12 protein-coding genes, 1 tRNA gene and 2 rRNA genes are annotated in these 15,440 nt (G+C 59.3%); 7 read left to right on the top strand and 8 right to left on the bottom strand.

Features of this window, described 5'->3' with window-relative positions:
* The 5 genes from ACI3K0_RS12950 to ACI3K0_RS12930 form a co-directional block, all read left to right on the top strand.
* Positions 1 to 212 (top strand): 23S ribosomal RNA (locus ACI3K0_RS12950); the annotation flags it as partial.
* Between the two features lie 108 nt (positions 213 to 320).
* Positions 321 to 435 (top strand): 5S ribosomal RNA (gene rrf, locus ACI3K0_RS12945).
* A gap of 264 nt (positions 436 to 699) precedes the next feature.
* A tRNA-Met gene (locus ACI3K0_RS12940) sits at positions 700 to 776 on the top strand.
* Between the two features lie 218 nt (positions 777 to 994).
* Positions 995 to 2,824: a DNA helicase RecQ gene (gene recQ / locus ACI3K0_RS12935; protein ID WP_394353666.1), complete on the top strand. Its 1,830-nt coding sequence runs from the start codon at positions 995 to 997 to the stop codon at positions 2,822 to 2,824.
* A gap of 226 nt (positions 2,825 to 3,050) precedes the next feature.
* Positions 3,051 to 3,710, top strand: a complete 660-nt coding sequence (locus ACI3K0_RS12930) for a peroxiredoxin (protein ID WP_183824032.1) — start codon at positions 3,051 to 3,053, stop codon at positions 3,708 to 3,710.
* Between the two features lie 49 nt (positions 3,711 to 3,759).
* Here ACI3K0_RS12930 and ACI3K0_RS12925 read toward each other — a convergent pair whose 3' ends face one another.
* From ACI3K0_RS12925 to ACI3K0_RS12895, 7 genes are all read right to left on the bottom strand, one after another.
* The gene (locus ACI3K0_RS12925) at positions 3,760 to 4,530 is read right to left on the bottom strand and encodes a siderophore-interacting protein (RefSeq protein ID WP_183824030.1); all 771 of its coding nucleotides are present in this window, start codon (positions 4,528 to 4,530) and stop codon (positions 3,760 to 3,762) included.
* A 217-nt stretch (positions 4,531 to 4,747) separates the two neighbouring features.
* Positions 4,748 to 5,581: a GNAT family N-acetyltransferase gene (locus tag ACI3K0_RS12920; RefSeq protein ID WP_183824028.1), complete on the bottom strand. Its 834-nt coding sequence runs from the start codon at positions 5,579 to 5,581 to the stop codon at positions 4,748 to 4,750.
* Positions 5,578 to 6,324, bottom strand: coding sequence for an aspartate/glutamate racemase family protein (locus tag ACI3K0_RS12915; RefSeq protein ID WP_404945380.1), 747 nt, complete (start codon positions 6,322 to 6,324; stop codon positions 5,578 to 5,580). Before ACI3K0_RS12915 ends, ACI3K0_RS12920 begins: the two co-directional genes overlap by 4 nt.
* A gap of 10 nt (positions 6,325 to 6,334) precedes the next feature.
* Entirely contained in the window at positions 6,335 to 7,153 is an 819-nt protein-coding gene (locus ACI3K0_RS12910) for an ABC transporter permease (protein ID WP_183824026.1), read from the bottom strand.
* Positions 7,154 to 7,155: 2 nt separating this feature from the next.
* On the bottom strand, positions 7,156 to 8,067 hold the full coding sequence (locus ACI3K0_RS12905) for an ABC transporter permease (protein WP_148148593.1): 912 nt from the start codon (positions 8,065 to 8,067) through the stop codon (positions 7,156 to 7,158).
* Between the two features lie 207 nt (positions 8,068 to 8,274).
* On the bottom strand, positions 8,275 to 9,564 hold the full coding sequence (locus tag ACI3K0_RS12900) for a PotD/PotF family extracellular solute-binding protein (protein ID WP_183824024.1): 1,290 nt from the start codon (positions 9,562 to 9,564) through the stop codon (positions 8,275 to 8,277).
* A 33-nt stretch (positions 9,565 to 9,597) separates the two neighbouring features.
* Positions 9,598 to 10,689: an ABC transporter ATP-binding protein gene (locus ACI3K0_RS12895; RefSeq protein ID WP_404945374.1), complete on the bottom strand. Its 1,092-nt coding sequence runs from the start codon at positions 10,687 to 10,689 to the stop codon at positions 9,598 to 9,600.
* 239 nt (positions 10,690 to 10,928) lie between these two features.
* On the opposite strand from ACI3K0_RS12895, the gene ACI3K0_RS12890 reads away from it, so the two are divergent.
* Together ACI3K0_RS12890 and ACI3K0_RS12885 are read left to right on the top strand one after the other, a co-directional pair.
* Positions 10,929 to 11,645, top strand: coding sequence for a GntR family transcriptional regulator (locus tag ACI3K0_RS12890; protein WP_183824020.1), 717 nt, complete (start codon positions 10,929 to 10,931; stop codon positions 11,643 to 11,645).
* A gap of 119 nt (positions 11,646 to 11,764) precedes the next feature.
* Positions 11,765 to 12,760, top strand: coding sequence for a LacI family DNA-binding transcriptional regulator (locus ACI3K0_RS12885; protein WP_183824018.1), 996 nt, complete (start codon positions 11,765 to 11,767; stop codon positions 12,758 to 12,760).
* A gap of 3 nt (positions 12,761 to 12,763) precedes the next feature.
* On the opposite strand, the gene scpA is transcribed toward ACI3K0_RS12885, so the two are convergent.
* A complete protein-coding gene (gene scpA, locus ACI3K0_RS12880) occupies positions 12,764 to 14,929 on the bottom strand; it encodes a methylmalonyl-CoA mutase (protein WP_404945373.1) in 2,166 nt (721 codons plus the stop codon).
* Positions 14,930 to 15,440: the final 511 nt, after the last annotated feature.

The raw sequence follows: 15,440 nt of genomic DNA, 5'->3' as shown, positions 1-15,440 counted from the left end.
ATATCTCTGGTGGACCTGTTGTCGTGCCAACGGCATAGCAGGGTAGCTATATATGGAAGGGATAACCGCTGAAGGCATCTAAGCGGGAAACCCACCTGAAAACGAGTATTCCCTATCAGGGCCGTGGTAGACGACCACGTTGATAGGAGGCGTGTGGACGTGCAGCAATGCATGAAGCTTAGCCTTACTAATAGCCCGATTGGCTTAATCGCTCTCATTGATCAATGCTCATCTGCTCGGCTCAGCCGGGCGATGATGCAACGACGTGTTCAAATCACTCTTCGAGTGAACCAGCTTCTCATCACATTGCCCTTAAATGACCTGGTGGTCATGGCGGGGCGGCCGCACCCGTTCCCATTCCGAACACGGCCGTGAAACGCCCCTGCGCCAATGGTACTCCGTCTCAAGACGTGGGAGAGTAGGTCGCTGCCAGGTCTTCTAAAGGCAATGCACGCACAAGCGTGAAACAATCTTCTCAAACACGAAACCTATGGCCCCTGGCCAAACTCCAAGGGCCGCCCAAAAGCGGCCTTTCGGCGTTTAATGGCAAAAACAGAACATATGAAATGCAAGGGATGGCTCACCAATCTATAGCCGGTGCGTCCCTTACAGGAGACAAAACCCAATGGGTTTTGCTCCGGCACAGTCCGCCAACGCAAGACGTTGGCGTAGTCGCGCAAACCAAAGGTTTGCGCTTGGCGCGGGGTGGAGCAGCCCGGTAGCTCGTCAGGCTCATAACCTGAAGGCCGCAGGTTCAAATCCTGCCCCCGCAACCAAAATTATCCAATGCAAAACCAAATTACGCACGGCTGGCAAAAAGATGCCAACGGTCACTGTACTCCGCCGACGACAAGAATAACACGACAGTCACCGAGGATGGTCTTATCCGCCGCTTTCTCACTAACCGAAAGCTCGCCGTTGTATCGCAGCCTGTGCCATAGTACCCAAGCCATGAAAGCGAGGGAACATGCAGGACATGCAAAGCGGATCCGTCATGCCTACAGGCGGCCATGGGCGCAAAAATCCGCTGGAAGTGCTGCGAAGGATCTATGGTTATCCGGCCTTTCGTGGGCAGCAGGCACACGTGATCGATCATGTGGTTGGTGGAGGCGACGCCGTCGTGCTGTTTCCGACCGGTGCGGGCAAATCGCTGTGTTTCCAGGTACCCGCCCTTTGTCGGGACGGCGTCGGTATTGTCGTTTCGCCACTGATCGCCCTGATGCGCGACCAAGTGGAGGCATTGAGGCAGGTCGGCATACGGGCTGCCGCCGTCAACTCGTCCTTGTCGCGCGAAGAATTCGGTGAGGTTCGCCGCGATCTGGCCAGCGGCACGCTCGATCTTCTTTATGTCACGCCGGAACGGATCGTCACTCAAGGGTTTCGCGACCTGATCGGTAATGCCAAAGTTTCTCTGTTCGCCATCGACGAGGCCCACTGCGTCTCCCAATGGGGCCATGATTTTCGTCCCGAATATCGTGAACTCGGTACGCTTGCCACGCTATATCCCGGCGTGCCCCGCATGGCGCTGACGGCGACCGCCGATCCGCATACGCGCGACGACATCATCGAACGCTTGGGCCTCGGCGATGCACGCGTCTTCACCTCATCCTTCGATCGGCCGAATATTTCCTATGAGATCGTCGAGAGAAACCAGCCGCGTCAGCAGCTTTTGCAGTTCCTGTCACGCCACAAGGGTTCGAGCGGCATCGTTTATTGCCTGTCTCGCGCCAAGGTGGAAGAGACGGCCGATTGGTTGAATGATCAGGGTATCTACGCACTGCCCTATCATGCCGGCCTCGAGCGCGATATCCGCGATAGGCATCAGGATGCGTTTCTCAAAGAGGAAGAGCTCTGCCTCGTCGCCACCGTCGCCTTCGGCATGGGCATCGACAAGCCGAATGTGCGTTATGTCGCGCATCTCGATCTTCCGGGCTCGGTCGAGGCCTATTACCAGGAAACCGGTCGCGCCGGCCGTGATGGCCTGCCCTCCGAGGTCTGGATGGCCTATGGCATGGCGGATGTCATCCAGCGCGGGAGGATGATCGATGGCGGAAATTCAGCAGATGAGGTCAAGCGCGTCGAACGGGCCAAGCTGAACGCGCTTCTCGGCATTTGCGAAACCGCAGGCTGCCGCCGGCAGGCGATCCTTGCGCATTTCGGCGAGCCGCATGCGGGTGGCTGCGGCAATTGCGATACCTGCCTGAAACCGGTGGATACCTGGGACGGAACGGAAGCGGCGATCAAGGCGCTGGCAGCCATTTACCGGACCGGCGAGCGTTTTGGCACAGGCCATCTCATTGATGTCCTCATCGGCAATGACAACGAAAAGACCCAGCGTTTCGGCCACACCGAAATGCCGGTTTTCGGCGCGGGCAAGGACTTACCCTTGAGGACCTGGCAATCGGTCTATCGCCAGCTTCTCGCCGCAGGCCTGATAAGGGTCGACCACGACGCCTTCGGTGCGCTGAAGCTGGAACCGGAGGCGCGGGCCGTGTTCCGGCACGAGCGGGAAGTCCGTTTCCGCAAGGATCGCCCGACCGGCCGCAAAGCGGACAGAAATCTTTCAACAAGCGCGAAAGGCGCTCGCGCCGACCTGGACGAGGCGGATGCCATCCTGTTCGAGGCCCTGCGCAGGAGGCGGACGGAGATCGCCAAGGAATTGTCCATTCCGCCCTATGTCGTGTTTGCCGACACGACGCTGGTCGGCCTCGCAAAACGCAAGCCCACGAGCCATGACGCCATGCTCGAAGTCTCCGGTATCGGGCAGACGAAACTGGAACGTTATGGCGACGCGTTTCTGGATATCATCCGGGCGCATGAATGATAGCCGCAATCGCTTTTCCGAAAGCCATTGCGGCGGTTTTCATGCGAAAGTTTAGAAACCCCTTGAAAAGAGGGAGTTGACCTGACGGCGCTTGCCGGGAATTATCCTGCCGCTTTTACCCGATCCACGCCTGTTTATTTTCATAGCCGGCAGTTTATGGAGCATGTTCAAGCTCCTCTTTCATTCGGCTTTACGGTTCAATCCACCCACAAAATGGAGAGTAAAGATGAGCCTACGCATCAACGATATCGCACCCGATTTTCAGGCCGACACGTCCAAGGGCCCGATCTCTTTCCACGACTGGATCGGTGACAATTACGCGGTCCTGTTTTCGCACCCCAAGAATTTCACCCCCGTCTGCACCACCGAACTCGGCACGATGGCAGGCCTTGCCGGCGAATTTGCCAAGCGTGGCGTCAGGATCATCGGCATTTCGGTCGATCCGGTCGAAAGCCATGAGAAGTGGAAGGGCGACATTCGCACCGCCACCGGTTTCGATGTCGACTACCCGCTGATCGGCGACAAGGATTTGAAGGTCGCCAAGCTTTACGACATGCTTCCGGCGGGCGCCGGCGACAGCTCGGAAGGCCGCACGCCTGCCGATAACGCAACCGTCCGCTCGGTTTTCGTCATCGGCCCGGACAAGAAGATCAAGCTCGTCCTCACCTACCCGATGACGACAGGTCGCAACTTTGATGAAATATTGCGTGCGATCGACAGTATCCAGCTGACTGCCAAACACCAGGTCGCCACGCCGGCGAACTGGAAACAGGGCGAGGATGTCATCATCACCGCTGCCGTCTCCAATGAAGACGCCATCCAGCGTTTCGGCTCCTTCGATACCGTCCTGCCCTATCTGCGCAAGACAAAACAGCCGACAGCCTGATCGGCCGAGTTACGAAAAGGAAGGGGAGCTGTGGCTCCCCTTTTTTTCTTCAATCGATCGTCTTGATGCTGGTATCGGCGGCACCGCGGGTCCAATAGCCGGCTGCCTTCAGCCACGGAAGCGGGTGGTTGCGGTTTGTCGTCAGATAGGTCTTGATCGCGCGGGCGACGGATGCTTCCGCTGCCACCCAGACGAATGTATCGGCCGTCAGCTCTATTGTATCGAGTACGGTTATGATCGGCAGGGGATCGGTGACCGATGAAGCCGGGCGATGCACCCAGCGTGTTGTGAGATCTGCGGCACCCGAAAACTGCTGCTCCTCGCTCTCATCCGTCACCGCGCCGATAGCCGTGATCACGTCACCTGTCTTGGCCTCTTCGATCAGGCGGCCGATTGCCGGCAGAGCGGTCTCGTCGCCGACCAGAACCCATTTACTGACGCCGGTAATGACGGCAGAGCCGCGCGGCCCGGCAATCATCACGGTCGATCCGGGTTTTGCCTCCATCGCCCATCTGGTTGCCGGCCCTGCCTCATGTACGGCGAAATCCAGCACCAGCCTGCCGGTTTCATTGTCATAGGAGCGCGGCGTGTAATCCCGCATTTCCATCTCGCCATTGGCGCCCGGCACCACCACTTTCACATGGTCATCGGCACCGAGACTGGCGAAATCAGACAGGGATTCTCCGCTGAGGGTGATGCGCAGCATATGCGGCGTGATGCGATCGACCGTATCGACTTTAAGCTCACGTCGCTTGAGTTCGTGGCGAACGCGCTCGATAACGGGATAGATCGGGGAAGAGGTCGTCGCTGAGGTGTCCATCAATTGTCCTGTTGTCGGGAGGAGAACTGAAGGCCTGCCGGACATGACCGCGCAGACCGTTGGTCCTCCAATCGATCCTGCGCGTTGATTGACGTGAACGCTTACGTGCCGAGCCTATGCTCGACAATATGGATCTGACCTATCGTGGCTGCGCCGGGCAGGCAAGTAGGCTCAAAAAGAAACCTTCAATAAATTATCAAGTTATCTTGAGCAAACGTCAGCCGAGTTCCAGCGTCGTTACCCCGAAAACACCGGCAGTATCGAAAGACGGCGGTGTCCCGCGATACATCCGGGTCGTCTGGAAACCACGCACGAAACCTTCTCCATCGAGAAACCCGGAAAATTCGATCTGGGTGGCGGGCACGTCGATATGCAGAACATCGCCTTTCGCCTCCATCGCGCAGGCAAACAGCAAATCCCTCGCCACGCCGAAATCCACAGCAAGGATCGGCCCGATCTTGTAACCCTCATGGCATTGGCGCGTGACGGCATAACCGGCGATGATGCCGTTGCGAACGAACACCTTCGCCTGCCTCGGAACATCCAGCCACGTCTTCAGGAATTCCGGGCGGCTTTCGGCAAAATACCGCCTGTCGAATTCGATCAGGGCCAGAAGATGAGCCTCTTCGAACGGACTGACCCGCGGATGAGACCGGCCTTCGAGTGTCCCGCTCCAGCGAAAGGTCTCGTAATCGGGCGCGAACCCCATGGATCGATAATTGGCCTGCTGCTCGGGCACACCATCCAGCCCGATCGTGCGGCTTGTCAGATGCGCCATGCCTGCATCCCACACCAGCCGTCCGTAACCGCGCCCGCGAAAATCCGGATGGGCGATATAAAGACCGATAAAACCGAATGTCGAACCATAGCGAACCGCGGAAATGCCCGCAGTCATAACGCCATCGACGAAACAGCCGATAAAGCCTTGCGCATCGGTGGCCTGAAATGGTGCCGCATCGGCAAGTCCGGGATTCCATCCCTCGGCTTTCGCCCAGCCGATCAGTGTCTCGATTTCCTTGAGATCGAGCGGACGGATCACGACCTCACTCATAAGCCCGTCAGCCGGGTCGGTTCGAAAACTTCCAGCATGCCGCGATAGGATTTTGAAATCGGTGTCGCATAGGCACCGCGCTTGGCGGTCGACAGGCCCAATGTCACAAGTGATTCCGCCTGTTTCACTGCGGCGGCAACGCCATCCACCACCGGCACGCCGAATTCGGCCCTCAATTCGGCCGTAAGGTCCGCCATGCCGGCGCAACCGAGCACGATCGCTTCCGCCCGATCTTCCTTCAAAGCAAGCGCAATTTCGCTGCGCAACCGGTCGCGGGCGTTGGAGTTCGGATCTTCCAGCGAAAGCACGGGAATGTCGGCGGCGCGCACCTTGCAACGCGACGACATGCCATAGCGATGCACGAGATGTTCGAGCGGCAGCCGTGAGCGTTCCATCGTCGTCACCACGGTGAACTTCTGGGCTATGAAGGCGGTGGCCGAGACCGCCGCCTCGCAAATGCCGATCACCGGTACATCGGCAAGCGCGCGTGCCGCATCAAGCCCGGTATCGTCGAAGCAGGCGATGACGACGGCATCTATGCCTTCTCTTTCGCCGATGGCAATCTCCTTGAGCAGACCGGGAATGGCGAAAACCTCGTCATAATAACCTTCGATCGAAACCGGTCCCATCGATGAGGTCACGGCGACGATTTCCGTCTCGCGCCCCGCAACGCGGCGGGCGCTATCGGCGATCGTTGCGGTCATGCTTGCGGTCGTGTTCGGATTGACGACGAGAATGCGCATGGGCTGCATGTCAGCTCCGCTGTCTGCGGCGGTTGAGATGGACGATCAGGCCGAGCGTGCCGGCAATCACCAGGAAGGAAAAGACCGTGGTGACCGTGCCGAGCGCATAAAGCACCGGCGTCGTCACATTGGTCGTCATGCCGTAGATTTCCAGCGGCAACGTGTTGAACGAGCCTGATGTCATCAATGTGCGGGCAAATTCGTCATAGGAAAGCGTGAAGCCGAACAGGCCGACGCCGATCAGGCTCGGCGCGATCATCGGCAATACGACATTCGAGAATGTCTGCCAGGAGGATGCTCCAAGGTCCCGCGCCGCTTCCTCGTAAGCTGGCGAGAAGCGGTTGAACACCGCGAACATGATCAGCACGCCGAAAGGCAGCGTCCAGGTCAGATGCGCGCCGAAGGCCGATGAATACCAGGCCGGTTGCAGGCCGAGCTGGCTGAACAGCACGCCGATGCCGAGCGAAACGATGATCGAGGGTACGACGAGGCTTGCGACCGCCAGATAGAACAGTGCCGTCGCGCCGATGAATTTTCGCCGGAAGGCAAGCCCTGCCAGAAGCGACACGATGACGGTCACCAGCATCACCATGATACCGAGCATCGCCGAGCGGCGGAACGAGCCGCCGAAATCGCCCACCGCCTGGGTCTCGAACAGGTTGGCGAACCAGCGCAGCGACACCCCGTTGAGCGGGAAGGTCAGGCCGCCATTCGGCCCTTGGAAGGACAGGATCAGGATCGCCGACAGCGGCCCATAGAGGAAAAGCACGAAGACGGCAAAGAAGATGGCGAGAAGGTAGAATTCCCGGGAGCGTTTTTCGCGGTACATCTTTAAAGCTCCTTCCGGATATCGACGATCCGCAGGATGCCGGCGACCATCATCAGCACGAGTACCAGCAGCACCACGGCATTGGCGGCGGCGGCGGGGTATTGCAGCAGCGACATCTGGTTTTTCATCATCAGCGCCACGGACGCGCTCTGCCCGCCGGACATGACCTGCACGGTGGAGAAATCGGCCATGACCAGCGTCACGACAAAGATCGTGCCGATCGCCATGCCGGGCTTGGCAAGCGGAATGATGACGTTTGACAGGATCTGCCAGGAAGAGGCGCCGGCATCGCGTGCCGCCTCGACCAGCGATTTGTCGATGCGCATCAGCGTGTTGAAGATCGGCGTCACCATGAACAGCGTGTAGAGATGCACCATGGCGAGCACGACGGCGAAATCGGAATAGAGCAGCCATTCCACGGGCTCCGAAATTACCCCGGACCCCACCAGCGCCGAGTTGATCAGCCCGTTTCGCCCGAGAACCGGGATCCACGAGATCATCCGGATGATGTTCGATGTCAGGAACGGCACGGTGCAGATCAGGAACAGCACCATCTGCATCGATGTCGTGCGGATGTGAAAGGCGAGGAAATAGGCGACCCAGAAACCGATGAACAGGGTGATCGCCCAGACCAGCACGGCATATTTCAGCGTATTGAGATAGGTCTTCCAGGTAACCCATGAACCGAGCGTTTCGGCATAGTTCATCGTCAGGAAGTCGGGATACATCTGGGCGAAGTCGTAGTCCCAGAAGCTGACGACTGCGATCATCAGGATCGGCAACAGGAGAAAGAAGCCGAGGATCAACGTCAGCGGAATCGCCTGCAGATATGAGACGACGGCAAGCGACAGCCGAAAGCCCTGTCTGCGAACCCGCCCCGCATTTTCGGTATCCGTCGATGTGATCGTCGCCATTGCATATTCTCCCTCGGGAACTGCCAGTTTTGTCGGAGCAAGTGCCCCTCATCAGTCTGCCGGCACCTTCTCCCCGCAAGCGGGGAGAAGGTGGCAAGCCGTGATGTCTCCCATTCTTCGCCAGCGTCGAGCGAGGCACGTCCCCTCTCCCCGTAAACGGGGAGAGGGCTAGGGTGAGGGGCAGCTTTTTGGCGCTGCCACAGACTTTTAAGCCGCGATGAACTCGTTCCAGCGGCGGACCATGTAGCGGTCTTCGTCCATGACGGAGTTCCAGCAGGCGACATGGCCCATGCGTTCCTCGAAAGAGCCGCCGTCGCGCACGGCGCCGGCCTTTTCCATGACCTTGCCGTCCGGTGCGACGATATCGCCGGCCGCGGCCTTGCCTTCGATCCAGTAGCCCCATTCGTCGGCCGACATGTGTTCCTTGGCGGTTTCCATGCAGGCGGAATAATAGCCCTGGCGGTTGAGATAGGCGCCGACCCAACCGGATGTGTACCAGTTGATATATTCATAGGCTGCATCGAGCTGTGCGCCGGTCAGGTGCGCAGCAAGGCCGAGACCGCCACCCCACGAGCGATAGCCTTCCTTGAGCGGCTGGTATTTGCAGGCGATGCCCTTGGAACGCACGGCGGCAACCGCCGGCGACCACATGGACTGGATGATCACTTCGCCCGAAGCCATAAGGTTGACCGACTCGTCGAATGACTTCCAGAAGGCGCGGAACTGGCCGTCCTGCTTGGCCTTGATCAGGAAGTCGATCGTCTTGTCGATCTCTTCCTTGGTCATGTTGCCCTTGTCGGCATATTTGATGTTGCCGAGCGCTTCCATGATCATCGCGGCATCCATGATGCCGATCGACGGGATGTTGAGGATCGAGGTCTTGCCCTTGAACTTCGGGTCCATGATATCGGCCCAAGTGGTGATCTCGCGACCGACCAGGTCCGGACGAATGCCGAGCGTATCGGCATTGTAGATCGTCGGCATCATGGTGAAATACTGGGTCTCTTCCTTGGCAAAGGTCTTGTCGCCCGGCTTTTCGACGAAACCGACCGTATGCGGTGCAGTACCCTGGGCGATGACGCTGTCGGGCTTGAGCTTGCCGTTTTTGAACAGCGGCACGACCTTGTCGTAATATTTCAGCTTCTTCGTATCCATCGGCTGGATTACGCCGGCGGCATAGACCTTCTTCAGAATCCAGTATTCGATATCGGCGATGTCATAGGACTTCGGCTGGGTGACGGCGCGCTGGGCGGCGGCATCCGAATCCGTTGCCGTCATTTCGAGCGTGATGCCGAGATCGGCCTTGCACTTCTCGGCGATCGCATTGAGGTTCGAAACCCCGGTGCCGAACTGGCGAAGCGTGATCGGGTTCTGCGCCCAGATTGTCGGGAAGCCGGTAATCGCGCCCGAACCGGCCGCAAGACCGGCAGCAGCCGATGCCGTTTTCAAAAGCGAGCGGCGGGAAATGCCCTTCGTCGTCTTGGTGGTGTCCGTCATGTCAGTTCTCCTCTTGAGGTTTATTGTTATGTTTCAATGCTTCAGCCGCCCCAGTACGAGAGCGTCCTGACGCTCCCAACTGAGCGGAATCGCGTCGCCCACCTTCACCGGGTTGGCGAAAAAGTCCTTGTCGCTGAGGATGGCGGTAAAATCCTCCACACCGGCGCCATTGACGGTGAGCTTCACCGAAGAGCCGCGATATTCGACATTGGAGACCGAACCGGTAAAGCCCAGCCCCGCCTCCGTGGCCGGCGCGACACGCACGTGATCGGTGCGCACGGCAATGTCAGCCGTGTCGGCCAGCCCGACAATATCGGCGCCGATAGCGAGAAAATCACCGCCGGCCGGCACCGAGATCATCAGTGCGTCGCCTTCGCTTTTCGTCACACGGCCGGAAATCACGTTATGGTCGCCCATGAATTTTGCGACGAAGGCGGTGGCCGGCCGCTCGAACACGGTGCGTGGATGGGCGGCCTGCTCGATGCGCCCGTCATTCATGATGACGATGATATCGGCCAGCGCCATCGCCTCTTCCTGGCTGTGGGTCACATGCACGAAGGTGATGCCGAGCGAGGTCTGCAGCTTTTTCAGTTCAGCCCGCATGCGGATTTTCAAGAACGGATCGAGCGCCGAAAGCGGTTCGTCGAGCAGCAGCGCTTCCGGATCGGTGATCAGAGCGCGGGCAAGCGCCACGCGCTGCTGCTGGCCGCCGGAAAGCTGCGCCGGGCGGCGCGTCGCATAGGCTTCGAGCTGCATCAGCTTCAGCATGTCGAGCGCCTTGGCGCGGCGCTCGTCCTTTTCGACGCCCTTCATCTTCAGCGAAAAGGCGACATTGTCGACGAGGTCGAAATGCGGAAATAGCGCATAGGATTGGAACATCATCGCCGTGCCACGCCTGGCCGGCGGCAGGTCGGTGACGACGGCGTTGCCGAGACGGATATCGCCGGTCGAGATGCTTTCGTGCCCGGCGATCATCCGAAGCGTCGAGGTCTTGCCGCAGCCCGAAGGACCGAGCAGGCAGCAATAGGTGCCGGCCGGGATCTTCAGGCTGATCTCATGAACGGCCGTGGTGGCGCCATAGATCTTGGAGACGGATACGATGTCTATTTCAGCGGCTTTGCTCATAGGCATTCTCCTGCGATTATCTTGGTGATGCAGGAGCCGTGCCAGTTCAATTCTCCTTTGAAGATCAACGATATTTTCGATCGCGGCGTCTTTCGATATTTGCGGTTGCGCAAAATTGCAGCGATAGTTTTCGATCGCCTGTTCAAATTGTATGCAATCTGAATATGGGATTGCAAAACATCCCACTATGCAGAGGCCCCTGCAACGCGTTAGAACAAGGGCATGCCGGACGAAAACCTATGACCTTGCTCGAAAAGACCTCTCCTTCTCCCGATACCTTGACTGAAGACCGCTCGATGGCGATCCGCGAATCCTTGCGCAACGCCATTATAGACCGGCGGTTGGCACCGGGGACGAAACTGTCGGAAGCGGAAGTTGGCGCGCTTTTCGACGTCAGCCGCACGGTGGCACGCGCCGCCCTGCAGATGCTCACTTTCGAAGGGCTTGTGAAGACCGAGCGTAACCGCGGTGCCTTCGTTTCGAACCCGACGCCGGATGAGGCGCGGCAGATTTTTGCATCCCGTCGCCTGATCGAGCCGGGCATCGTTACCGGTGCCGCCGAGCGGATCACGGCGGAAGACATCGCCCGTTTTCGCGAACAGCTGGTCGAGGAAGAGCGTTACATGAACGAGCGCGGCCCGGCAGCAAGACGGGCGGAAATCAAGGCATCTGGCGATTTCCATCTCATGCTGGCCTCCGTTGCCGGCAATACAATCCTGCAGCGCTTCATGGATGAACTCGTGGCGCGCTCATCGCTGGTCATTGCGCTTTACGGCCGCTCCGGCGTGTCGAGCTGCGGCCACAGCGAACATTTTGCCATTCTCGACCTGATCGAACGCGGTGATGCCAAACGTGCAGCCGACCTTATGCTGCATCATATCGACCACATCGAAGCCGATCTCGACCTGCAGCCGAAGCAAGGCGTGGCGCTGAAGGATGCGCTCGCGATCACATAGGCCTTTTTTCGTGGCCGACTGTCATGTCACTGTAAATGTCGGTCTTTAAGACATTTCACGCGGTCTGCACGGCTGTGCAGCAAACAGGCGTGAAATGTAGCATGAGAGACGACAGGAAAATGCGCTTTGTCAGCGCTGAACAGGTGGCGCAGCTCGCGGGTGTTTCGCGTTCAGCCGTATCGCGAACCTTCACGGAAGGCGCAAGCGTTGCACCCGCGACCCGCGAGAAGGTTTTGAAAGCGGCCGAGGAACTCGGTTACCACGTCAACGATCTTGCCCGCGGTGTGCTTGCCAACCAGAGCCGGCTAGTCGGCGTGGTGGCGACCAAGCCGGAAATCGGTTTTCGTGCGCATCTGACGGCGGCACTGACCAAGGCGCTCATTCGCCGCGGCTCCATTCCCGTCCTCATCAATACCGGCGAGACAGAAGAAGAGCTTCTGGCCGCCCAAAAAATGTTGATCGGCCATCGCGCGGAAGCAACCGTCATCTTGTCCGGCTCGCCGCCGGCGAGTTTTTTCGAACTTGCCCAGCGCAACGGCCAGCCGCTTGTCGTCATCGGCCGCTCCGAGCCCGATGCCGACCGCGTTCTCGCCGGCAACGCCGAGGCTTCGCGGGACGCGGCGGACACTTTCATCGCCGCCGGACGCCGGCGGCTGGCGGTCATCGGCTCCCGGTCCGCCACGCCCAGCATTGCCGAACGCGAAAATGCATTCGTTGCCGCCGCCCACGCTTTGGGCTTCGAGGTCCGGATCGCCCATGGTCGCGATTCCGACTATGACAGCGGCATCATCGCGGCTCGCACCTTGTTTTTCGAAGGCGAGCGTCCCGACGCGATCTTCTGCGCCAACGACCTTCTGGCATTCGGCGCGATGGATGTGATCCGTCAGGAGTTCGGCTTGTCGGTGCCGGATGACGTGGCACTGATCGGCTTTGACGACGTGCCGGAGGCGGCATGGCTGAGTTACGGCCTCACCACGTTCCGGCAGGATCCGGCAGCGATCGCGGCGCGCGCCGTGATGCTGCTCGACCGGCGGCAGCAGAACCCGGACGAGCCGCGCGCCTGTGAGCGGGTCATCCCGCAGATCGTGTTCCGCAAGAGCTTTTCCAAGCCCTGACGGTCAGGCGACCGCATTCCTCCTTTTGCCTTCGAGCAGGTCGATGATCGAATTCGCTGCATCGAGGACGTTGGTGCCGGGTCCGAATACGGCTGCGACGCCGTTTTGCAGCAGATACTCGTAATCTTGCCGCGGAATGACGCCGCCGACCACGACGATAATGTTTTCTGCACCCTTGTTCTTCAGCGCTTCCACCAGTTGCGGCGCAAGCGTCCGGTGGCCGGCCGCAAGCGACGACATGCCGACGACCTGCACCTTTTCCTTCACCGCCAGATCGGCCGCTTCTTCCGGCGTCTGGAACAGCGGGCCGGCCAGCACTTCGAAGCCGATATCGCCGAAGGCCGAAGCAATCACCTTGGCACCGCGGTCGTGCCCATCCTGGCCGAGCTTGGCGACGAGGATCTTCGGCTTGCCGGTCGATTTCCCGTAATCGGATAGCCGGCTCACGATCGTCTTGTATTCCGGATCGTCGCTATAGGCCGGGCCGTAGATATTACCCACCACTTCCGGCACGGCGGCATGATCGCCGAAGGATTGGCGCATAGCATCGGATATTTCGCCGACTGTGGCGCGCGCGCGCGCCGCCTCGACTGCGGCTTCCAGCAGATTGCCGGTGCCGGATTTCGCAACTTCGGAAAGGGCGGCCAGCGTCTCTTCGACCCGTTTCGGATCGCGCTGGCGGCGAACCTTTTCCAACCGATCTATCTGCGACTTGCGCACGGCCGAATTATCGATCGCCAGAATGTCGATATCGTCTTCGTTCTCCAGCCGGAACTTGTTGACGCCGACGATGATCTCTTGTCCCCGGTCGACCTTGGCCTGGCGCAGTGTTGCCGCCTCCTCGATCAGGCGTTTGGGCAGGCCATCGGCAACCGCCTTGGTCATGCCGCCGAGTTTCTCGACCTCTTCGATCAGCTCCCAGGCTTTTTCCGCCAGCTCGTTGGTCAGGCTTTCGACGTAATAGGACCCGGCCAGCGGATCGACGACCTTGGTGACCCCCGTTTCGTACTGAAGAATCAACTGGGTGTTGCGGGCGATGCGGGCGGAAAAATCCGTCGGCAGCGCCATCGCCTCGTCCAGCGCGTTGGTATGCAGCGATTGCGTGCCGCCGAGAACGGCAGACAGCGCCTCATAGGCCGTGCGGATGACGTTGTTGTAAGGGTCCTGTTCCTGCAGCGAGACGCCGGATGTCTGGCAATGGGTTCGAAGCATCAATGATGATGCCTTTTTCGGTTCGAACTCTTGCATGATCCGCGACCAGAGCAGGCGCGCGGCCCTGAGCTTTGCCGCTTCCATGAAGAAATTCATGCCGATGGCGAAAAAGAAGGACAGGCGTCCGGCGAAATCATCGACATTCAGCCCCTTGGCGAGTGCCGCCCGCACATATTCGCGACCATCGGCCAGCGTGAAGGCCAGTTCCTGTACAAGCGTCGCACCGGCCTCCTGCATGTGATAGCCGGAGATCGAGATGGAGTTGAAGCGCGGCATTTCCTTCGCAGTATATTCGATAATATCGGCAACGATCCGCATCGAGGGTTCGGGCGGGTAGATGTAGGTGTTGCGGACCATGAACTCCTTGAGGATGTCGTTCTGGATCGTACCCGAAAGTTCCGAGCGCGCGCATCCCTGTTCTTCGCCGGCAACGATGAAGGAGGCGAGGATCGGTATGACCGCGCCGTTCATCGTCATAGACACCGACATGTCTTTCAGCGGAATACCGTCGAACAGGATCTTCATGTCCTCGACACTGTCGATCGCCACGCCTGCCTTGCCGACATCGCCCTCGACGCGCGGATGATCCGAATCGTAACCGCGATGGGTGGCAAGGTCGAAGGCGACGGAAAGACCCTTCTGGCCGGCGGCGAGATTGCGGCGATAGAATGCGTTGGAGGCTTCGGCGGTGGAAAAGCCGGCATATTGGCGGATTGTCCAGGGTCTTCCGGCATACATGGTGGCGCGCGGTCCGCGCACGAATGGTCTGATACCCGGCATCGTATCAAGGTGATCGATGCCTTGAAGATCCGCCGCCGTGTAAAGCGGCTTGATGTCGATCCCTTCCGCCGTATGCCAGGTCAGCGTTTCGGGCGATGCCTTCAGTTCCTTTTCGGCAAGCGTTTCCCAATCTTTCTTATTGGCCTGCTGATGCGGCTTCGAGCTGTTATCCGACACCGGTTTCCTCCTGAACATGCGGTTTCGTTCACGCGCGTTTTAGAAACGCCGTGGTGATCAATATAGAACTTGGACGGGGCGCTGAAAGCTGCCTCTTAGTTTAAGTTTATAGGTGACACCTCTCAGCGCCCCGTTCGGCAGTTTTTATCCGCGACTCCGGTCCCTCTGCCGTGGCCTTGCCGGATGATCCTTTACCGCCGGGTTTCCCGCTTTCACGGGCGGACTTTAAAAGCCCGGCGAAACCATCCTTCAGGCCACCATGTGTGCCGCACAGGCACATCCGACGCGCCGTTCGGGCAACAGAAGCGGAAAGGTCCGGTCCGAAACCTCACCGCCTCCCCCGTGTCGTCGGAGGGAGACCATTTTCCGCGGACCCCGGCGGTGGAGATTTACGTCCTCCCTCCATCACCAGAACCGATCCCGCCTCGCCGGCACGACTGCCGGTGTATCCGTGACGGAACGGAGGGATTGTAGGCATGGGATGAGAGAGCGGGGACGATTGAGGAAATGA

It is taken from the genome of Rhizobium sp. ZW T2_16 (assembly GCF_044987325.1).
Lineage (GTDB): Bacteria > Pseudomonadota > Alphaproteobacteria > Rhizobiales > Rhizobiaceae > Neorhizobium > Neorhizobium cellulosilyticum.
The sequence above is the reverse complement of the archived record's forward strand: the minus strand, read 5'-3'. Positions and strand labels throughout refer to the sequence as shown.